Origin of the sequence: Methylobacterium sp. J-092, assembly GCF_022829325.1 — a bacterium.
GTDB lineage: Bacteria > Pseudomonadota > Alphaproteobacteria > Rhizobiales > Beijerinckiaceae > Methylobacterium.
This window is the reverse complement of sequence record NZ_JAKSXU010000216.1, coordinates 47,809-66,811: the sequence shown is the minus strand read 5'-3', so window position 1 is coordinate 66,811 and position 19,003 is coordinate 47,809. Positions and strand designations below refer to the sequence as shown.

17 protein-coding genes are annotated in these 19,003 nt (G+C 72.4%); 8 read left to right on the top strand and 9 right to left on the bottom strand.

Annotated features, from left to right (window positions below):
- Window positions 1-93 precede the first annotated feature (93 nt).
- From MKK60_RS27560 to MKK60_RS27550, 3 genes are all read right to left on the bottom strand, one after another.
- The gene (locus MKK60_RS27560) at window positions 94-354 is read right to left on the bottom strand and encodes a hypothetical protein (protein ID WP_313901157.1); all 261 of its coding nucleotides are present in this window, start codon (window positions 352-354) and stop codon (window positions 94-96) included.
- Window positions 355-420: 66 nt separating this feature from the next.
- A complete protein-coding gene (locus MKK60_RS27555; RefSeq protein WP_243989215.1) occupies window positions 421-1,842 on the bottom strand; it encodes a sigma-54-dependent transcriptional regulator in 1,422 nt (473 codons plus the stop codon).
- Between the two features lie 7 nt (window positions 1,843-1,849).
- On the bottom strand, window positions 1,850-3,334 hold the full coding sequence (locus tag MKK60_RS27550) for a sensor histidine kinase (protein WP_243932683.1): 1,485 nt from the start codon (window positions 3,332-3,334) through the stop codon (window positions 1,850-1,852).
- A 279-nt stretch (window positions 3,335-3,613) separates the two neighbouring features.
- Between MKK60_RS27550 and MKK60_RS27545 the strand changes: the two genes are divergently transcribed.
- Complete coding sequence (locus MKK60_RS27545) at window positions 3,614-4,612, top strand: bifunctional riboflavin kinase/FAD synthetase (protein ID WP_243989214.1); 999 nt, start codon at window positions 3,614-3,616, stop codon at window positions 4,610-4,612.
- 6 nt (window positions 4,613-4,618) lie between these two features.
- Here the strand turns inward: MKK60_RS27545 and MKK60_RS27540 are convergent, their stop codons facing one another.
- The 3 genes from MKK60_RS27540 to MKK60_RS27530 form a co-directional block, all read right to left on the bottom strand.
- On the bottom strand, window positions 4,619-5,392 hold the full coding sequence (locus tag MKK60_RS27540; RefSeq protein WP_147843668.1) for an anti-sigma factor family protein: 774 nt from the start codon (window positions 5,390-5,392) through the stop codon (window positions 4,619-4,621).
- A gap of 48 nt (window positions 5,393-5,440) precedes the next feature.
- Window positions 5,441-6,082 (bottom strand): sigma-70 family RNA polymerase sigma factor, encoded by a 642-nt coding sequence (locus MKK60_RS27535; protein ID WP_147843667.1) that lies wholly within the window; start codon window positions 6,080-6,082, stop codon window positions 5,441-5,443.
- Between the two features lie 97 nt (window positions 6,083-6,179).
- Window positions 6,180-7,322 (bottom strand): patatin-like phospholipase family protein, encoded by a 1,143-nt coding sequence (locus tag MKK60_RS27530; protein WP_147729027.1) that lies wholly within the window; start codon window positions 7,320-7,322, stop codon window positions 6,180-6,182.
- Window positions 7,323-7,767: 445 nt separating this feature from the next.
- Here MKK60_RS27530 and ispG point away from each other — a divergent pair, with 445 nt between their 5' ends.
- Together ispG and MKK60_RS27520 are read left to right on the top strand one after the other, a co-directional pair.
- Window positions 7,768-9,087 carry a flavodoxin-dependent (E)-4-hydroxy-3-methylbut-2-enyl-diphosphate synthase gene (gene ispG, locus MKK60_RS27525; RefSeq protein WP_147729028.1) on the top strand — a complete coding sequence of 440 codons (1,320 nt, stop codon included), beginning with the start codon at window positions 7,768-7,770 and terminating at the stop codon, window positions 9,085-9,087.
- 299 nt (window positions 9,088-9,386) lie between these two features.
- On the top strand, window positions 9,387-11,384 hold the full coding sequence (locus MKK60_RS27520) for a potassium transporter Kup (protein WP_243932687.1): 1,998 nt from the start codon (window positions 9,387-9,389) through the stop codon (window positions 11,382-11,384).
- 475 nt (window positions 11,385-11,859) lie between these two features.
- On the opposite strand, the gene MKK60_RS27515 is transcribed toward MKK60_RS27520, so the two are convergent.
- The gene (locus MKK60_RS27515; protein ID WP_243989212.1) at window positions 11,860-12,102 is read right to left on the bottom strand and encodes a type II toxin-antitoxin system Phd/YefM family antitoxin; all 243 of its coding nucleotides are present in this window, start codon (window positions 12,100-12,102) and stop codon (window positions 11,860-11,862) included.
- Window positions 12,103-12,395: 293 nt separating this feature from the next.
- Between MKK60_RS27515 and MKK60_RS27510 the strand changes: the two genes are divergently transcribed.
- The 3 genes from MKK60_RS27510 to MKK60_RS27500 all read left to right on the top strand — a co-directional run bounded on the left by MKK60_RS27510 (window position 12,396) and on the right by MKK60_RS27500 (window position 15,850).
- A complete protein-coding gene (locus MKK60_RS27510; RefSeq protein WP_147728433.1) occupies window positions 12,396-12,872 on the top strand; it encodes a (2Fe-2S)-binding protein in 477 nt (158 codons plus the stop codon).
- Window positions 12,869-15,208 carry a xanthine dehydrogenase family protein molybdopterin-binding subunit gene (locus tag MKK60_RS27505; protein ID WP_243989210.1) on the top strand — a complete coding sequence of 780 codons (2,340 nt, stop codon included), beginning with the start codon at window positions 12,869-12,871 and terminating at the stop codon, window positions 15,206-15,208. Before MKK60_RS27510 ends, MKK60_RS27505 begins: the two co-directional genes overlap by 4 nt.
- A 240-nt stretch (window positions 15,209-15,448) precedes the next feature.
- Window positions 15,449-15,850 carry a hypothetical protein gene (locus MKK60_RS27500; RefSeq protein ID WP_147859714.1) on the top strand — a complete coding sequence of 134 codons (402 nt, stop codon included), beginning with the start codon at window positions 15,449-15,451 and terminating at the stop codon, window positions 15,848-15,850.
- 263 nt (window positions 15,851-16,113) lie between these two features.
- Here MKK60_RS27500 and MKK60_RS27495 read toward each other — a convergent pair whose 3' ends face one another.
- Window positions 16,114-16,362, bottom strand: a complete 249-nt coding sequence (locus tag MKK60_RS27495; protein WP_147843828.1) for a hypothetical protein — start codon at window positions 16,360-16,362, stop codon at window positions 16,114-16,116.
- A 251-nt stretch (window positions 16,363-16,613) separates the two neighbouring features.
- The gene (locus MKK60_RS27490; RefSeq protein WP_243989209.1) at window positions 16,614-17,336 is read right to left on the bottom strand and encodes an SIR2 family NAD-dependent protein deacylase; all 723 of its coding nucleotides are present in this window, start codon (window positions 17,334-17,336) and stop codon (window positions 16,614-16,616) included.
- On the opposite strand from MKK60_RS27490, the gene MKK60_RS27485 reads away from it, so the two are divergent.
- A complete protein-coding gene (locus MKK60_RS27485; protein ID WP_313901156.1) occupies window positions 17,335-17,985 on the top strand; it encodes a hypothetical protein in 651 nt (216 codons plus the stop codon). The genes MKK60_RS27490 and MKK60_RS27485 overlap by 2 nt on opposite strands.
- Window positions 17,986-18,102: 117 nt before the next feature.
- Window positions 18,103-18,978, top strand: coding sequence for a transporter (locus tag MKK60_RS27480; protein WP_243989208.1), 876 nt, complete (start codon window positions 18,103-18,105; stop codon window positions 18,976-18,978).
- Window positions 18,979-19,003: the final 25 nt, after the last annotated feature.

The window sequence follows — 19,003 nt, the reverse complement described above, 5'->3', positions numbered from 1 at the left end:
GGTCGCGCCCGGGCGGCCCGAGGTCGATCACCGTCGCCCCGGTCGCGTCGTTGCGGATCATCGTCCCGTCGACCAGCGGCAGCGCGCGGGCCTTCAGTCCGTGGATGGTGACGCATCCCCGGGGCGCACCGCGAAGGCCAGCTGCACGCTGAGATGGGGCGGCGCCTTCACCTCGGTGCCGTCGGTGAGGATCAGACCGTCGATGTCGCCGCGTGGCGTCAGCGTGTACTGCCGCACCGTTCCGCGTGTCTCGGGCAGGCCGGCGGGATCGAACGCCGTCTGCGCCGCGGCGCTCGCTGCCGAGAGGGCGAGCGCCGCGATGGCCGGGAGGAGAGCCGTCTTCCGATGCCGCACGACGCCTCCCTGTCCCGATCGGATCACGGGAAGGCCATGGCACCGTCCGTGCCATCGACAAAACGCTTACGGATCAGATGGTTGCCTCGGCAACGGCCAAGCTTGATCGTCCGGATTCGCGACAGCGACCGTCGTGAGATCGGACAGGCGCGCGCCGTCGGTCGGCGCGCCGAGGCCGTAGCGCTCGATCTTGGCGTAGAGCAGCTGGCGCTGGATGCCGAGGCGCCGGGCGGCCGCGGTGCGGTTGCCGCCGGACGCCTCCAGGGCCGCTGCGATCATCGCCGCCTCGAGCCGCGCCACGGCGCCGGGCAGGTCGCCGGCGAGCCAGTCGACCGGCTCGGCCCTGCGGGCGGCGGCGGGCAGGTCGAGGTCGGGCGCGTCGATCGCGTCGCCCCGCACCAGCACGCCGGCGCGCTCGATCACGTTGCGCAGCTCGCGGACGTTGCCCGGCCAGGCATGCCCGAGCAGCCGCGCGGCGGCCGCCGCCGTCAGCCGCTTCCCCCCGAGCCCGGCGCCGGCCAGGAAATGCTCGGCGAGCGGCAGGATGTCGGCGAGGCGCTCGCGCAGGGGTGGCAGCGCGATCGGGACGACGTTGAGGCGGTAGTACAGGTCCTCGCGGAACGTGCCGGCGGCGACCATCCCCGGCAGGTCGCGGTGCGTCGCGGCGACCACCCGCACCGCGACGGCGACCGGGCGGCCGCCGACCGGCGCCACGACCTTGTCCTGGATCACCCGCAGGATCTTGGCCTGCATCTCGCGCGGCATGTCGCCGATCTCGTCGAGGAACAGGGTTCCCCCGTTCGCCTCGCGGAACGCGCCGGTTCGGTCCGTCACCGCGCCGCTGAACGCCCCGCGGACATGGCCGAACAGCTCGCTCTCGAGGAGGTCGCGGGGGATCGCGGCGCAGTTGACCGGGACGAAGGCGCCGGAGCGGCGCTTCGCGTAGGTGTGGAGCGCGCGCGCCACCAGCTCCTTGCCGGTGCCGGTCTCGCCCTGGATCAGGATCGTCGCATCGCTGTCGGCGGCGAGCCCGATGGTCTTCTGCACCCGCCGCATCCCGGCGCTCGACCCGACGAGGCCGTCGCCGGCGCCCGGCTCGCCGGCCGCGGCCGAGGGGATCGCCGGCCGGTCGAGCATCGCGGACAGCACCGCCGCGAGGTCGGCGCGGCCGACGGGCTTCGTCAGGTGGTCGTGCGCGCCCAGCCGCATCGCCTCGATGGTGTTGCCGGCATTGGCGTAGGCCGTCAGCACGGTCACCGGCGGCGGGCTGTCCTGCGCGCGGATGCGGGCGAGCACCGCCATGCCGTCGAGGTCGCCCGGCATGCGCAGGTCGAGCAGGATCGCGGCGACCCCCGGCTCGGCCGCCAGCCGCGACAGGGCCTCGCGGCCCGAGGCCGCCACCACGGGCCGGTGGCCGAGATCGGCGATGGTCTCGGCGAGGCTCTCGGCCAGGGCCGCGTCGTCGTCGACGATGAGGATCAGAGCCATATCGCCATCAGAGCCAGGGCAGGTCGATCTCGAAGGTGGCGCCCACGGTCGATTCGACGAGCCGCACCTCGCCGTCATGCGCGCGGGCGATCTCGCGCACGATCGCGAGGCCGAGGCCGGTGCCGTCGGGACGTCCGGTGGCGAAGGGCTCGAACGGCTCGGCCCGGATCGCGTCGGGGACGCCCGGCCCGGTATCGGAGACGGTGAGGAGCAGGCGCGCGCCGCGAGCGTCGCCGATGCGCGCGGCGGCGAGCCGGACGAGGCCGCCCTCGGGCACGTGCTGGAGCGCATTGAGCACGAGGTTGTCCAGCGCCCGGGCGATCTGGCCGGCATCGATCGAGACCCGGGCGCCGGCCGGCAGCCCGTCGGTCTCGACCGCGAGCCGCACGCTCTGCTCGCGGGCCAGATCCTCGTGCAGGCGGGCGCTGGCCTCGAGCAGGGCGGCGACGTCGGCGGGCGCACGCACGGGCGGCCGCGCCTGCGTCAGGCCGAGGAGGTCCGAGAGCAGCCCGTCGATGCGGGCGACCTGCTCCAGCACGGTCTCGATCGCGCCGCGGGCGCGGGCCGGATCGCCGCTCGCCAGGGCGTTCTCGGCCTTGAGGCGCATCGCCGAGAGCGGGTTGCGGATCTCGTGGGCGACGCTCGCCGAGAGCCGCCCGACCGCGGCGAGCTTCTCGGCCGCCACCGCCCGTCCCTGCGCCTCGCGCAGGCGCGCGCTCGCCGCGTTTAGCGCGTCGACGAGGCGGTCGAGCTCCGGCTCGCCGGTCGGCGCGAGGTCGGGCAGGTCGCCGCGCTCGGAGCGCGGCGCGGCGAGCTGCGCCTTGAGCCGGGCGATGTGGCCGGAGAAGCCGTAGAGGAAGCGCCCGAGGAACAGCGCCGAGCCGAGCACGGTCGCCGCGAGGAAGGCGAAGCCGGCGAGCAGCTGGCGGTAGGCCGGGCCGTGATCGGTCTGGATCCGCGCCATGGTCCAGGCGGTCGCGCCGACGATCGGGCCGCGCAGGGGGCAGGCCTGGAGCAGCAGGGCCTGCGTCCGGCTCGGGCGGCGGAGCGCCACGGGCCGCTCGGTGCGCAGCGCGTCGGCATTGATCTGCGCGATGCTGTCGCGCTCGGCCGCCGGCAGGTCGGTCTTCGGCCCGGTGCCCTCGTAGGTCGGGAAGGCGTAGGCGACCGAGCCTTCGGACGCGGTCCAGATCCCGCCCTCGACGCCGGGCGAGCGGGCGAGCGCCACGCTCACCGCATCGGCGAGGTCGGCGCGCAGGGCGGCGTCGACCGCGCGCGTGGACGGCATCGCGCCGGCGACGAAGGCGGTGCGGTCGACGATCTCGCGGCAGGCGCGGGCGACCGCGACCTCGGCCTGGCCGACCTGCACGTCGGCCGACTGGCTGTAGAACGCGAACAGCAGGTAGCCGGTGGCCGCGGCGGAGGCGAGCAGCAGCAGCCAGAGCGCGAGCAGCCGCGCCCGCAGCGAGCGCGGCATCACCGGCCGCGCCATCGCCGGGCTCGGTCGAAACCTGGGTCGAAGCGGATCTCGCGCACCGGGCGTCTCGGCCCCTTCATCGGCAAGGCGCCACCGCCTCGGATGCTGCCGGTGGTCGCATGTTCCGGCCGGGCGACCAAGCGGGCTGGGCGGATGTCGGGTCGGGCGGGCTCGACGGTCCTGCGGAGGCCCCCCCTCGCTTGACCGCCCCGGCGGTTTTCGACAGGGTCCGCGGCGCTGCAATCCGCGGTTCCGGCGAGGGCCGCCGCACTGGACGATCCGCAAAAGCTCCCGATGGCGTCAGGCGACGAGACGGCTCCCGAGGCGGCTCCCGGGCCCTTCACGATCTGCCGCGAGGACGAGCCTGTGCCGGCAGCGCTTCGCGGCGCCGTCGCCGGGATCGGCAATTTCGACGGGGTCCATCGCGGGCATCGCGCGCTGGTCGCGGCGGTGCGCGCCGCCGCCGACGAGACCGGGGTCCCGGCGGCGATCCTCACCTTCGAGCCGCATCCCCGAGCCTACTTCGCCCCCGACAAGCCGATGTTCCGCCTCACCGGCGTCGCCGCCCGCGAGATCGTCTTCCGGCGGCTCGGGCTCGACGGGGTGATCGTGCGCCGGTTCGACGCGGGCCTCGCCAGCACCGGGGCGCGCGACTTCGTCGATCGGCTGCTGCGCGACGATCTCGGCCTGTCGGGCGTCGTCGTCGGGCACGACTTCCATTTCGGGCGCGGGCGCGAGGGCACGCCGGCGATGCTGGCGGCCCTGTGCGCCGAGGTCGGCCTGTCGTGCCGCATCGTCGCGCCGGTGGCGCTCGGCACCGAGGCCGACCCGGTCTCGTCGAGCGCGATCCGGCGGGCGCTCGCCGAGGGCGAGGTGGCCCGCGCCAACGCGCTGCTCGGCTACCGTTGGTTCGTGATCGCCGCCGTGCGGCACGGCGACAAGCGCGGGCGCACGCTGGGCTACCCGACCGCCAACCTCGCGCTCTCGGACTGCGCCCTCGCCCACGGCGTCTACGCGGTGCGCGTGCGCCTGCCCGACGGCACGATGCGGGACGGGGTGGCGAGCTACGGCCGCCGCCCGACCTTCGACGACGGCGCGCCGCTGCTCGAGGTCAACCTGTTCGGGTTCGCGAGCGACCTCTACGGGCAGGAGATCGCGGTCGAGCTCGTCGGCTTCATCCGCGGCGAGGAGCGATTCTCGAGCGCCGAGGCGCTGATCGCCCGCATGGACATCGATTCGGCCGAGGCGCGGGCGATGCTCGCCGCCGACCGGACGCCGTCGATGCTGGACTGACCGGCGTCAGGGCGCCGAAGCGAGCGCGAGCGCGGCGTGGCGCAGGTCCTTCGCGTCGTGGCCGCCGCTGACGGCGTAGGCCGAGTCGCCGGTGGTCCAGGCCAGCGTCGCGCCGTCGCCGGCATCGGCCACCTCGGTGGCGAGCCCGGCCGCGTGCACGAGCCCGGTCGCGCGGCGCCGGGTTGCGAACAGGGAAACCTCGCCGAGCTCGCCGGCCGCAAACGCCACCTCGATCCCGGTGCCGCTGCGGGCGGGAAACACCTGCACGTCGCGCACCGTCCAGCCCTCGGGGACCGCGGGCAGCGCGATGCCGGTCGCCGCCGAGAGCCGCGCCCGGTCGTAGGCCGGCACGCCCTGCGCGCCGATGCGGACGCGGAGCTGCGCCACCTGCCGGGCCTGCTGCGCGTCGGCGACGAGCGCCGGGTCGACCGGCGAGGCGAAGGTGTCGGGCACCCCGAACTGGCCGACCTCGCTGTGCGCGAGCCAGCCCGCGCCGACGAGCACGGCGATCGCCGCCGCCCGCTTGAAGCGCGACGCGACGCGGTTCCAGCGCAGCGACCGGTCGAGGCGGCGGGCGGCGATGCGCAGGCGGTCCGGCCCGGGGCCGGGCGACGGCGCGAAGGATTCGCGCAGAGCGTCGCGGTCGTGCATCTCGGCCATCACGCGGGCCGCCACGTCGGGGTTGCCCGCCAGGTACGCCTCCACGTCGAGGCGGCGCATCACGTCGAGCTGCCCGTCGACGAAGGCGATGAGGTCGGTGTCTGCAATCGGGTCGGTCATCGCGGGTTCGTCCTGTCGTCTCGTTCGCCGTCGTCTCGCTCCGCGCCGTCAGAAGTCGCCGACGGCGCGGCGGGCAAAGGGCGCATCGCCCGGCCCCTCGGTGCGGCCGTCCCGGGTCACGAGGCGCAGGCCCGGCCGCTCGGGCGCGCGCGGTCGAGGCTCGTCGGCGCCCTTCCGCGCGGCGTTCTCCCGCGCGGCGCCCTCGCCCTCCTCGAAGGCGCGCAACGCCGCCCGGCCGCGGCCGAGGCGCGACATCAGCGTGCCGATCGGGATGCCGAGCACCGCCGCGGCGTCGGCATAGGCCATGCCTTCGAGGGTGACGAGATGGAGGGCGGCGCGCTGCTCCTCGGGGAGCGTCAGGAAGGCGCGGCGGATCTGGGCGAGGCGCACCTGCCCCTCCTGGGCCGGCAGTGCCACCTCCTCGTGCATCTGCACCAGCACGTCGGCATGGCGCGTCTCGACGCGCTTGCGGCGCTGGTCGTCGATGAAGACGTTGTGCAGCACCGTCATCATCCAGGTGCGCAGGTTGGTGTTGGGCCGGAGGCTGCCTTCCGCCTCCAGCGCCCGCACGAGCGTGTCGTGCACGAGGTCGTCCGCCCGCAGGGTGTCGCGGGTGAGCGAGCGCGCATAGCGCCGCAACGGCACCAGGAGGTCGACGATGTCGGGGCGCTTGGTCTTGTCGGCGATCATGGAACGCTAACGGAGCGGCGCGCGGATTTAATCCGTCCGCGCGCCGGCGTGCCCGAAGGGTCGGGTGCGCCGGCGCACGCGGCCCGCCGCGCTCGGCTTACTGGTACGCCTGCTGCAGGTCGAGCGAGCAGTCGCGGCCGATCTTCTCGTAGTTCTCGGCGAGCCAGGCCTGCGCGGCGTGGCGGCCCTTGTCGCGCAGGCGCTGGAACACGCGCCAGCGCGCGTCGAGCTTGGAGCCGGCATTGTAGGCGTCGAGCGCGTCGGTGCCGTCGATGCGGTGGACCAGCACCCGCTGGTACTGGCCCTGGCCGAGCACGCCCTCCTCGATCAGCCCGTCGACGAAGTCGATCGCGCGCAGCTCGCGCATCAGGTTGGCGTTGAAGGTGATCTCGTTCAGCCGGTCCTGGATCTCCCGCTCGGTCCGCGGGGTCTCGCGGCGCTCGACCGGGTTGATCTGCACCAGGAGGATGTCGCGGGTCACGGCGCCGCGATGCAGGGGATAGAGCGGCGGGTTGCCGAGGTAGCCGCCGTCCCAATAGGGCACGCCGTCGATCTCGACGGCCTGGAACACGGTCGGCAGGCAGGCCGAGGCCATCAGGTGGTCGACGGTGAGGCGCTCGCGCTCGAACACCGCGAGCTTGCCGGTCCAGACGTTGGTGGCCGAGACGAAGACGCCGGCCGTGCTCGCCTCGCGCAGGCGCTCGAAATCGACCTGGGCGGCGAGCGCCTTGCGCAGCGGGTTGATGTTGAGCGGGTTCGAGACGTAGGGGCTCGGCGTCAGCACCTTCGACCAGAACTCGATCACCGGGTTGCCCTTCAGCGCGCCGAACATCCCGTGGAACAGGCTGCGCTGGCCCGGCGAGAAGTCGCCGTCGAGGCTGACCTCGCGCCAGAACCGCTCGAGCCCGGCGCGGGCGCCCTCGGGGCCGTCCTTCAGCCAGCCGTCGATCATCACCACGGCGTTCATCGCGCCGGCGCTCGCCCCGGTGACCGCCTCGAAGCCGAGGCGCCCGTCCTCGATCAGCGCGTCGAGGACGCCCCAGGTGAAGGCGCCGTGCGCGCCGCCGCCCTGCAGCGCCAGGGCGACGTTCTTCTCCGCCCGCGGCCCCGCGAGCACGTGATGCGAGGGGTGGGCGGAGGGACGGTCGGCGATGCCGTCGGAGACCGGCCCGGGCACGGCGGTGACCGGGTTGCCGGGCTCGGGACGATCGGTGCAGGGTTGCGAAGTCGGCGTCATCATCGCCTCAACATGGATTGTTGCACTGCGGTATCAAAGGCCGCATCGCAGCATTTTTCTACGGACGCGGCGGCGGCGCAAGCGCGCCCGGTGCGTCGCGGTTCCGCGAATCGGCGCGGTGGACGGCGGCGGCCCGGCCAGCGCGACGCGACCGGAGCGCGCGCGAGGTCCGGGGCGGGCGAGCACGATCCCGTTGGCGGACAACGCTTATCCGAGGCGGGGTCGGCACGATCGCGCCGGGCCGTGGCCTGCGCGAACTCGACATCGCGGGGCGGATGCGACATGACACGCGCGGTGCAGACATGCATCGCCGCAGGATTGACGCGGTCCCGCGTCAATCGCAGCTAAACGATCGACCGTGCAAGCTGATGGCGTGCTGCGCGCAGCCGCCGGCCGATCGCGACGTCGCGAAACACAAGGCCTTGAACGAAGGTCCACGATGGAAGCCATGCAAGCCGCCAGCCTCGACCAGAACCCGCTCGCCGCGCAGGCCGCGGGCCTGACCGGACCGGAGATCGCCGGGCCGGCCCCGCGCCACCGCACCGTCGGGGTGCGCGTCGGCCAGGGCGAGGGCGCGGTGACCGTCGGCGGCGGCGCACCGGTCGTCGTCCAGTCGATGACCAACACCGACACCGCCGACATCGACGCCACGGTGGCGCAGGTCGCGCAGCTGGCGCGGGCCGGCTCGGAGCTGGTGCGCATCACCGTCGACCGCGACGAGGCCGCTGCCGCCGTCCCGAAGGTGCGCGAGCGCCTGGACCGCATCGGCTGCCACGTGCCGCTGGTCGGCGACTTCCACTACATCGGCCACAAGCTGCTCTCCGATCACCCGGCCTGCGCCGAGGCGCTGGCGAAGTACCGGATCAACCCGGGCAACGTCGGCTTCAAGGAGAAGAAGGACGTCCAGTTCTCGACGATCATCGAGCAGGCGATCCGCTACGGCAAGACGGTGCGCATCGGCGCGAACTGGGGCTCGCTCGACGAGGCGCTGCTCACCCACCTGATGGACGAGAACGCCCGGCTGCCCCGGCCGATCGACGCCCGCGCGGTGATGCGCGAGGCGATGGTGCAGTCGGCGCTGTCCTCGGCCGAGCGCGCCGTGGAGCTCGGCCTGCCGAAGGACCGCATCATCCTCTCAGCCAAGGTCTCGGCGGTGCAGGACCTGATCGCGGTCTACCGCGAGGTCGCGCGCCGCTCGGACTACGCGATCCACCTCGGGCTGACCGAGGCCGGCATGGGCTCGAAGGGCCTGGTCGCGGCGTCTGCCGCCATCGGCGTGCTGCTGCAGGAAGGCATCGGCGATACGATCCGCTACTCGCTGACGCCGGAGCCCGGCGGCGACCGCACCGTCGAGGTGAAGGCCAGCCAGGAACTGCTGCAGACCATGGGCTTCCGCACCTTCGTGCCGATGGTCGCGGCCTGCCCCGGCTGCGGCCGCACCACCTCGACCACGTTCCAGGAGCTCGCCCGCGACATCCAGAACTGGATCGTCACCTCGATGCCGGAGTGGAAGAAGACCTATCCGGGCGTCGAAGGCCTGAACGTCGCGGTGATGGGCTGCATCGTCAACGGCCCCGGCGAATCGAAGCATGCCGATATCGGCATCTCGCTCCCCGGCACCGGCGAGACCCCGACCGCGCCGGTCTTCATCGACGGCAAGAAGGCGATGACCTTGCGCGGCGCGACGCTGGCCAAGGACTTCGAGACGGTGGTGATCGACTACATCGAGCGCCGCTTCGGCCAGGGCGCCCGCAACGCCGCGGAGTAGCACCGCCGCGCCTCCCCCTCCCCCGCACCCAAGTCGGGCACACCCCGGCTTGGGCACATGAAGGTGCAGGTCTGGGGCGAGCCCGAGATCGGTCGGGCGGAGGGACGCCCCGTTCCCCGAAACCTCCCTGTTCCCGCCCGCACGGGGGCGTGATAGCAGGGCGCCGAGATTCCGTGAGCGGCAGGCCCAGCGGCCGCCGTGGCCCGGCATTCGCGTTCCCGGTCGCATCCTCCGGTGGGACCCTCGATGCGCCACACCGCGAAACGCCGTGCAGGCTTGATGAGCCTCGATCGCACCCGATGACCCAACCCGTCACACCGGGCGGCACCGCCGCTCAGCCCGACGCCGCGGGCGTCCAGCCCGCCGCGGACGGCCCGGCCCTGGCCGCGCCCGGCACCGTCGTGCACCCCGCCGGCGCCGTCGACCCGGCGGAGGGCCGGGCGCACGCCGCGCCGGGCCTCTGGACGCTGGCCGTCGGCTCGGTCGGCGTGGTCTACGGCGACATCGGCACCAGCCCGCTCTACGCCTTCCGCGAGGCGCTGGTGCCGGCCCGCTACGACAACATCCTGCTGGCGGAAGAGGTGCTCGGCACCGCCTCGCTGATCCTGTGGGCGCTGTTCCTGATCGTGACGGTGAAGTACGTCGCGATCCTGCTGCGCATGGACAACAACGGCGAGGGCGGCATCCTCTCGCTGATGGCGCTGGCGCGGAAGGCGCTCGGCGGATCACGGATCGTGTTCGCGCTGGGCCTGCTCGGTGCGGCGCTGTTCTACGGCGATGCGGTGATTACCCCGGCGATCTCGGTGCTGTCGGCGGTGGAGGGGCTGAAGCTCGTCACCCCGGCCTTCGAGGGCTCGGTGCTGCCGATCACCGTGGCGATCATCCTCGCGCTGTTCCTGGTGCAGAGCCGCGGCACCAGCAAGGTCGCGGCCTTCTTCGGGCCGGTGATGGTGCTGTGGTTCCTGGCGCTGGCGCTCGCCGCGGTGCCGCACATCGTCGGAAACCTCACCGTCTTCAAGGCGCTGAACCCGTGGTACGCCGTGCATTACCTGCTCGGCCATGGCACCGGCGCCCTCGTCGCCCTCGGCGCGGTCTTCCTCGCCGTCACCGGCGCGGAGGCGCTGTTCGCCGACCTCGGCCATTTCGGCCGGCGGCCGATCCAGATCGCGTGGCTCGGCCTCGTCTTCCCGTCGCTGGCCCTGAACTATCTCGGCCAGGCGGCCCTGGTGCTGGAAAAGCCCGAGACCACCGATCCGTTCTTCCAGCTGTTTCCCGAATGGGCGCTGCTGCCGATGGTGATCCTGGCGACGCTCGCCACCGTCACCGCGAGCCAGGCGGTCATCACCGGGGCGTTCTCCCTGTCCCGGCAGGCGATCCAGCTCGGCCTGCTGCCGCGGCTCGAGATCCGCCACACCTCCGAATCGCATTCGGGGCAGATCTTCCTGCCGCAGATCAACGGCCTGCTGATGATCGGCGTCGTGGTGCTGGCGGTGGTGTTCCGCTCGTCCTCGGCCCTGGCCTCGGCCTACGGCATCGCGGTCACCGGCACGATGCTGCTCACCGCGAGCATGACCTTCCTCGTGGTCTGGCGGCTGTGGCACTGGTCGCCCGTGGCGGCGGCCGCCCTGATGCTGCCGTTCATTGTGATCGAGTTCCTGTTCCTGCTCTCGAACCTGCTCAAGGTGTTCGAGGGCGGCTACGTGCCGCTGCTGCTCGCCGCCGGCCTGATCGTGCTGATGTGGACCTGGGTGCGGGGCGTCACGATCCTGTTCAACAAGACCCGCAAGACCGACGTGCCGATCCTCGAGCTCGTCGGCATGCTGGAGAAGAGCCCGCCGCACCACGTGCGCGGCACCGCGGTGTTCCTGACGAGCGATCCCGAGATCGCGCCGGCGGCCCTCCTGCACAACCTCAAGCACAACAAGGTGCTGCACGAGAAGAACGTCATCCTCACGGTCGAGACCGTCGACACCCCCCGCGCCAACGGGCCGGACCGGGTGCGGCTGGAGCCGATCGGGCCGGGCTTCTACAAGGTCGTGATGAAGTTCGGCTACATGGAGACGCCGAACATCCCAAAAACCCTCGTGCTGCTGCGCAAGGAGGGCTTCAAGTTCGACATCATGGCGACGTCGTTCTTCCTGTCGCGCCGCTCGATCCGCCCGGCCGCCCATTCCGGGATGCCGCTGTGGCAGGACCGGATCTTCATCACGCTCGCCAAGAACGCCAACGACGCGACGGACTTCTTCCAGATCCCCACGGGCCGGGTCGTGGAGGTGGGGACGCAGGTCACGGTCTGAGGCGCCCCACTTCCAGGCCAGCCGGGATGGCGGCGCGCATCGTCGCTCGATGTCACAGGCGTTCGACGGGCACGCCCACGGCCGCACCCGCCTCTGCGGGGCGCTTGTCGAGGGTCGCGAGCGTTTAGGCCGGCATCGGCGGCGATCGCCCGATGAAGCGCATCTCCAGCGCGAAAGCCGGGATGGGTCTGGTCCGCGAAGCGTGCCGCCGTCCGAAACGTCCTCTCGTCGATCGGCAGCATCACGAGCGACGTAGCCGTCAGGCGCGTGAACGCCGACGGGGCCACCGAACGATGCTGCGAATCGATCGTGCCCGTGCGGAACTTGATCGAGAGCGGTGGCGAGAACTCGGTGGCGACCCAGGCACTGATTGCGAGGTCCCCGCCTGCCCAGGCGGTGGGCCAAGCCCGCATCCGGGCGGTTTCCCGCTCCTCTGTCTACGCCGCGACCGAGACCGACGTATCGAGATACGGCATCAGTACCGTTCGTCGTCCCGCATCGCGCGCACAAACGTCGCGGCCCCCTCCGGCTGCAGCGGCATCGCGGCGGTGACGGCCCTGAGGGTCTCGATATCGATCGGCCGCTTCGGTCCCGGCATGGCACTGTGCCGTGCCACCTCGCGCCCGCGACGCGTCACGACAGCGGCTTCGCCGGCGACCACTCGGTCGATGGGCGCGCTGAGTCGCGCCTTTGCCTCTGCCAAGCTCACCGTTTCCATCGCCCTCAATGCCCATCGAGCTGGTCATCGTAGGTGGCGGATCGGGATTCGGCTATCCGCCCGTTCCCTCCTATGCGTGCGTGCGCCAACGCACACGGCATGCCCCAGGCGCCGGGCTCGGGCCGCATGCGGTCGTTTGCCCGCGTTGCACCGCGCAGCAGGCATGCCGTAGATTGAATTCATTCTGAGAACGACGTGCGGACCCGGGGGGCGTCGCGGCACGGGAGGCCTTCGCGTCGCCCGGGCCGTCGCGCCGTCCCGGTGCGATCCGCATTCACACAGGACGTTTGCGAATGATCAAACTGACGGTGAACGGAGCGCCACGCAGCTTCGACGGCGACCCCGACATGCCGCTGCTGTGGTACCTGCGCGACGAGCTCGGCCTGGTCGGCACCAAGTTCGGCTGCGGCCAGTCGCTGTGCGGCGCCTGCACGATCCACCTCGGCGGCACCGCGACCCGCTCCTGCACCACCCCGATCTCGGCCGCGGCCGACCAGGAGGTGACGACCATCGAGGGGCTTTCCCCCGACGGCAACCATCCGGTGCAGGTGGCCTGGCGCGACCTCAACGTGGCGCAGTGCGGCTACTGCCAGTGCGGCCAGATCATGCAGGCGGCCTCGCTCCTGAAGGATACGCCGAAGCCGACCGACGCGCAGATCGACGAGCAGATGAGCGGCAACATCTGCCGCTGCGGCACCTACCCGCGCATCCGCGCCGCGATCCACCAGGCCGCCGGTCAGGCGCCCGCCAGCAAGGGAGAGCGCCTGTGATCCATGACGCAAAGATGATGGCCGACCTCGCCGCCGAGGCGCCGACCCGGCCGACCCTGATCGCCAACGTCAGCCGCCGCGCCATCCTCGGCGGGCTCGGCGCCTTCGTGCTCGCGGTGAACCTGCGCGACACCGCCAAGGCCGAGACCAAGGCCCAGGAGCCGGCGAAGTTCGGCGCCGACGGCATGCCGCACGGCTGGCGCGACGACCCGAAGATCTTCGTGGCGATCGCCGCCGACGGCCGCGTGACCGTGACCAACCACCGCTCCGACATGGGCCAGGGCGTGCGCACCTCGGTCGCCTTCGTCGTCGCCGACGAGCTGGAGGCCGACTGGTCGAAGGTCGGCGTGGTGCAGGCCTGGGGCGACGAGGAGCGCTTCGGCAACCAGGACACCGACGGCTCGCGCAGCCTGCGCCACTTCTTCCAGCACTTCCGCCACGCGGGCGCGGCGGCCAAGCTGATGCTGATCCAGGCGGCGGCCAAGCAGTGGAACGTGCCGGCCTCCGAGGTGACGGCCGAGAACCACGTGCTGACGCATGCCAAGTCGAAGCGCACGCTCGGCTACGGCGACGTCGCGGCGATCGCGGCGGAGCTGCCCGTGCCGGCCCGCGAGAGCGTGGTGCTGAAGGACCCCAAGGCCTTCCGCTACATCGGCAAGGGCCAGATCGGCATCATCGACAACCGCGACATCACCACCGGCAAGGCGGTCTACGGCCTCGACACGAAGCGCGAGGGCATGCTGTACGCGCTGGTCGCGCGCCCCGCGGTCTACGGCGGCAAGGTCGTGAGCTTCGACGATACCGAGACCCGGAAGGTCCCCGGCGTCGTGAAGGTGTTCAAGATCGACGGCGGCGAGATCCCCTCGGAGTTCATGCCGCTCGGCGGCGTCGCGGTGGTGGCCAAGAACACCTGGGCGGCGATGAAGGGCCGCGAGGCGCTGAAGATCGTCTGGGACGACGGCCCGAACGCCGGCTACGACACCGACGCGTTCCGCACCGAGCTCGAGAAGGCGGCGCGCGCGCCCGGCAAGGTCGTGCGCAACCAGGGCGACGTCGACGGGGCGATGGCCAAGGCCAAGACCAAGCTGACGGCCGACTACTTCGTGCCCCACCTCGTCCAGGCTCCGATGGAGCCGCCGGCGGCGGTGGCGCAGGTGAAGGACGGCGCGTGCGAGGCCTGGGCCTGCACGCAAGGGCCGCAGGCGGCGCACGACCGGCTGGTCAAGGCGCTGGGGCTTCCCGCCGACAAGGTTCGGGTGAACGTGACGCTGCTCGGCGGCGGCTTCGGCCGCAAGTCGAAGCCCGACTACGTGGTCGAGGCCGCGCTCTGCTCGCGCGAGGTCGGCGGCGCGCCGGTGAAGCTCACCTGGACCCGTGAGGACGACATCCACCACGGCTACTATCACACCATCTCGGCCGAGCACCTCGAAGCGGGCCTGGACGACAAGGGCATGCCGGTGGCCTGGCTCCACCGCTCGGCGGCGCCGACGATCGGCTCGATCTTCGCGCCCGATCCGAAGCACGAGCTGCCGTTCGAGCTCGGCATGGGCCTGGTCAACACCCCGTTCGCGGTGCCGAACATCCGGCTGGAGAACCCGGAGGCGGCCGCCCACGTGCGGATCGGCTGGTTCCGCTCGGTCTCGAACATCCCGCACGCCTTCGCGATCCAATCGTTCGTCGCCGAGCTGGCGCACGCGGCGGGGCGCGACGCGAAGGACTACCTGCTCGACCTGATCGGCCCGGCGCGCAAGATCGATCCCACCTCGATCGGCGATGTCTGGAACCACGGCGAGGATCCCAAGCTGTACCCGATCGACACCGGGCGCCTGCGCCGGGTGATCGAGACGGCGGCCGGTGGCGCCGGCTGGGGCCGCAAGCTCGAGAAGGGCCGGGGCCTCGGGATCGCGGGGCATTACAGCTTCGTCACCCACACCGCGGTCGCGGCGGAGGTCGAAGTCGACCCGAAGGGCGGCCTGAAGGTCGTCGCGGTCGACATCGCGATCGATTGCGGGCCGCAGGTGAACCCGGAGCGCATCCGGTCGCAGATGGAAGGCGCCGTGGTGATGGGGATGGGCCTCGCGCTCACCTCCGAGATCACCTTCAAGAACGGCCGGGCGCAGCAGAACAACTTCGACGGCTACGAGATCATCCGGATCGATGCCGCGCCGAAGGTGATCCGCGTGCACCTCGTCAACTCGGGCACCTGGGACGGGCCGCTCGGCGGCGTCGGCGAGCCCGGCGTTCCGCCGGTGGCGCCGGCGATCGCCAACGCGGTGTTCGCGGCCACTGGCCGCCGCGTGCGGCAGTTGCCGATCCGCGATCAGCTCAGCGCCTGAGCCAAGGAAGCCGCGCCGCCCGCCGGCGCGGCGACGGACCGGACGACCGAGGGGCCCCTCTTCCACCGGAAGAGCGGGCCCCTCGGCGTTTTGCGAAAAGCTCCGTGTCCGAGGCTTCTGTTTTCCCGCGACGTCGCGTTTCGACGGAGCCTTGCCGGTGGATGCCGCGTTTCCGTCACGGAGCCACCGGGATCGTCCTGTCGGTCCCTCTCGGCTCCCAACCACCGGAGATCTCATTCGATGACGCGTCCTGCGTACCTCGCCACCCTGCTCGCCGTGTCCGCGCTCGCGGCGCCCGGCCTGATCGGGCCGGCTTCGGCCTCGCCCTGCTCGGATCGGATCGCCGGGCTGGAGAAGCGGGTGAAGGCGGAGTCGACCGAGGCAATCTCGGCCTCGACCAGCGGCCAGGGCGCCGCGGCCAAGCGCGGCGGCGAGGGCGTGACCGGCACGGAAGGCAACGCGCCCGGCCAGTCGCCGCAGGCTCCGCCGGAGAAGTCGGCCGAGGCCGGAAAGGGCGGCGACGCCGCCCAGCAGGCCAAGGTGGCGCTCGACGAGGCCCGCACCGCCGACGGCAAGGGCGACGCCAAGGCCTGTGAGGCGGCGTTGACCCGCGCCGAGGCGCAGCTCAAGGCGGCGCCGTAAGCACGAGCCTCCGCCGGATGCGCGAGCCTCCGCCGTCGTCCGTCGGATGCGGGGGGCCGGTGGAGGCTCGGTTGGGTTCGCGCGCCGGATCGGAAGGACCCATGTGGGGCGGAGCCGGTCGGGCGCGGACGTGCGGCGGGCTGAAAAAAACCGTTTGCGGCGACGACGCCGGCGACGGCGAAACGGTTTGCGAAACGGTCGGTCGCGGCGAAACGATCGTGGGTCGGGGGCGGAGACCGTGTCCTCGCCCCGCGGAGGCTTCGTCAGGCCATCGCGTCGAAGGCTAGGCGGGCGGAGGCGGCGCCGAGGGCGTGCGCGTTGCCGTTGAGCCCGGCGCAGAGGTCGTCGATCTCGGCGACGTCGAGGGCCTCGCCGGTCTCGGCGGCGATGGCGTCGATGAGGTGATCCTGGCGGGGGTCGAACGGATGACCCTGCATCCGGTAGAACTGGTAATAGCGCAGGGCCGCCAGGACGGTGTCGCGCTCGCGGGCCGTGACCGTGAAGTTCTGCATGGGCTTTTGGCTCCCGTGTGGCTTCATCGAACGCCGGTACGTGCCGCGGCAACCGCACCAAGCTTGTCCATTGTACGCACAGCGCCGTGAGCGTCCATGTCTTGACACGGCGATCCTGCGTGATTCGGCCGAGAAAGTCCGATTGCGCGCAAGCGGATATTGAGTTTCCGAACGCAATTCCCGTGGTTTTTCAAACCTGTGCGGTCGCAGCCTGCGTTATTCTGCAGGTGTTCCTGCGCCATTGCATCGGATCACGATGTGAGAGCGGCGAGGAAGGCCGGCACCGTCTCGCTGGCCGGGCCGTAGCGGGCCTCGTCGAACGCGTCCGCGTTGTCGGAGGGCTCGGCGTTCAGCTCGCAGGTCGGGATGTTCCGCGCCTGCGCCAGCCGCACGTAGCCGGCCGCCGGGTAGACCGCCCCCGAGGTGCCGATCGCGACGAACAGGTCCGCCGCTGACAGCGCCGCCTGGATCGCGTCGAGATGGTGGGGCATCTCGCCGAACCACACCACGTCGGGCCGCGACGTGCCGACCGCCGAGCATAGCGGGCAGGCATCGGCGACGTCGAGGTCGCCGGGACAGGGAAAGGTGCCGGCGCAGGCGGTGCAGCGGCCCTTCAGCAGCTCGCCATGCATGTGGACGACGGCACGCGAGCCCGCCCGCTCGTGCAGGTCGTCGACGTTCTGGGTGCACAGGAACAGCCGCCCGCCGCGCTCCGCCAGCGCCGCCTCGGCCTGCGCGAGCGCGACGTGGGCCGGGTTCGGCGCGGCCGCGACCGCCCCGCGCCGGCGCAGGTTGTAGAAGTCCAGGACGGTGCCGGGGTCGGCCGCGAAGGCCTCGGGCGTCGCGAGCCGCATCGGATCGAACCGCGCCCACATCCCGCCGCGGTCGCGGAACGTGCCGAGCCCGCTCTCGGCCGAGACGCCGGCTCCGGTGAGGACGAAGACGGTCTTCGGGAAGGGCGCACGCAGGGGCATGGGCGCGAGCCTACACCCGCCCGGCGCCGACCGCCCATCGGAATTCGGCGCCGGGCAGGTCGATGCTGCGGGCCGGCGCGGCGAGGCTCGGCGGAGGGGCCGGCGCGCCGTCCCGCCGGGCGATGCGGCCCGAGCCGATCAGCCGAGCTATACCGCGCCGATGCGCATCCTCGGCCGCCTCCTCCTCGGCTCCCTCGCCCTGTTCCTCGCGATCCCGAGCGGCGGCGCGATCCTGCTCATGGCGCTCGTGCTCGATCCGGTGGCAAGCGTCTGGCTGACGAAAGGCGCGCTCGCCGGGCTCGATGCCGGCCTGTCGGATCTCGCCGCCGGCCTGCCGCCGGAGAGCTTCGCGTGGGTCCTCGCGGGGCTGGCGAAGGCGTCCTTCGTGCTGCTCGCGGTGCCGCCGGCCCTGGTGGCGCTGGTCGGCGAGACCCTGCGCTGGCGCGGCCTGCTCTGGTACGGCGCCGGGTGCGGCCTGATCACCGCCGCCCTGCCCTGGCTCGCGCGCGGGGCCGTGCGCCCCGGCGGCACGGCGCTCACGGCCGAGGCGCGGGTCACCGCGATCCTGTTCCTCGCCGGCGCCGGTGCCGGGCTCGTGTACTGGCTGATCGCCGGGCGAAGCGCCGGGCGGCCCCCGACGCGGGCGTGACGTTTCCGCGACACGGGCGCGCTTCGGGGCGGCCCGGCGGGATGCTTCGGATGCGTCGAACCGTCGAACCCCGGTCGGCCCGCCCAGGATCCCCCTGGCGGCGACGAGGGACGAACGATGATCGCACGCCGCCCGTGGACGACCCGGACCGCCCTCGCCCTGCTCGCGGCCCTCCTGCCCGGCGGCCCCGCCTGGGCCGGCTCGGCGGCGCAGCCGGGCCAGACCGTCGGCCTGCCGGTGGGGGCGCAACTGCCGGTCGGGTTCTATTTCGTGAACCTGTCGAGCTTCGGCGTCCGCGACACGCGGCCCCTGGACTCGGAATCGAACGTCAACCTGCCGACCTTCGCCTGGGCGACGCCGTGGACGATCGCCGACGCGCGGCTGCAGTTCTTCGTCACGCAGCCGGTGGTCGCCTCGAGCGGGCGCGGCGCGCCCTACCAGAGCGGCGTCGGGCAGCCGCTGCTCGCGGCGCAGCTCGCCTGGGACCGCGGAAACGACCTCGGGTTCAGCTACCTGTTCGGCGGCTACCTGCCGATCGAGACCCGCTTCCTGACGCAGTCGGCCTCGATCACCCAGCGCTTCGCGGTCAGCTACACCGGCAACGGCTGGAACCTGACCGCCAACCTGCTGCACGGGATCTTCATCGACGACCGCTCGCCCACGGGCACGCTCTACCCGGACTACCTCAACCTCGACCTCACCGCGACGAGGAAGCTCGGCCAGTGGCAGGTCGGCGCCGTGGCCTTCGGCTCGACCGACCTGCCGACCGGGGTCGGCAGCGACCGGCCCCAGGGGCAGATCGCGGTGGGCGGCCTCGTCGGCTACAATTTCGGCCCGGTGAACCTGCAGGCCTACCTCACGCGCGACGTGGTCGAGCGCAACTACGGCGGCCGGGAGACCCGCGGCTGGCTGCGCGCGATCGTGCCGCTCTACCAGGACAAGGGCGAGGTCGAGCCGAACCGCACGCTGGTGACGCGACGCCAGGGCGAATGACCGGCGCCTGCCGGACGGTCGCGGC

Bases quoted from the DNA above. Each gene is read 5' to 3' on its own strand.
- MKK60_RS27520 (WP_243932687.1), top strand. From the start codon at position 9,387: ATGACCCAACCCGTCACACCGGGCGGCACCGCCGCTCAGCCCGACGCC.
- MKK60_RS27555 (WP_243989215.1), bottom strand. From the start codon at position 1,842: ATGGCTCTGATCCTCATCGTCGACGACGACGCGGCCCTGGCCGAGAGC.
- MKK60_RS27540 (WP_147843668.1), bottom strand. From the start codon at position 5,392: ATGACCGACCCGATTGCAGACACCGACCTCATCGCCTTCGTCGACGGG.
- MKK60_RS27500 (WP_147859714.1), top strand. From the start codon at position 15,449: ATGACGCGTCCTGCGTACCTCGCCACCCTGCTCGCCGTGTCCGCGCTC.
- MKK60_RS27550 (WP_243932683.1), bottom strand. From the start codon at position 3,334: ATGGCGCGGCCGGTGATGCCGCGCTCGCTGCGGGCGCGGCTGCTCGCG.
- MKK60_RS27515 (WP_243989212.1), bottom strand. From the start codon at position 12,102: ATGGAAACGGTGAGCTTGGCAGAGGCAAAGGCGCGACTCAGCGCGCCC.
- MKK60_RS27530 (WP_147729027.1), bottom strand. From the start codon at position 7,322: ATGATGACGCCGACTTCGCAACCCTGCACCGATCGTCCCGAGCCCGGC.
- MKK60_RS27510 (WP_147728433.1), top strand. From the start codon at position 12,396: ATGATCAAACTGACGGTGAACGGAGCGCCACGCAGCTTCGACGGCGAC.
- ispG (WP_147729028.1), top strand. From the start codon at position 7,768: ATGCAAGCCGCCAGCCTCGACCAGAACCCGCTCGCCGCGCAGGCCGCG.
- MKK60_RS27485 (WP_313901156.1), top strand. From the start codon at position 17,335: ATGGGCGCGAGCCTACACCCGCCCGGCGCCGACCGCCCATCGGAATTC.
- MKK60_RS27480 (WP_243989208.1), top strand. From the start codon at position 18,103: ATGATCGCACGCCGCCCGTGGACGACCCGGACCGCCCTCGCCCTGCTC.
- MKK60_RS27495 (WP_147843828.1), bottom strand. From the start codon at position 16,362: ATGCAGAACTTCACGGTCACGGCCCGCGAGCGCGACACCGTCCTGGCG.
- MKK60_RS27490 (WP_243989209.1), bottom strand. From the start codon at position 17,336: ATGCCCCTGCGTGCGCCCTTCCCGAAGACCGTCTTCGTCCTCACCGGA.
- MKK60_RS27545 (WP_243989214.1), top strand. From the start codon at position 3,614: ATGGCGTCAGGCGACGAGACGGCTCCCGAGGCGGCTCCCGGGCCCTTC.
- MKK60_RS27535 (WP_147843667.1), bottom strand. From the start codon at position 6,082: ATGATCGCCGACAAGACCAAGCGCCCCGACATCGTCGACCTCCTGGTG.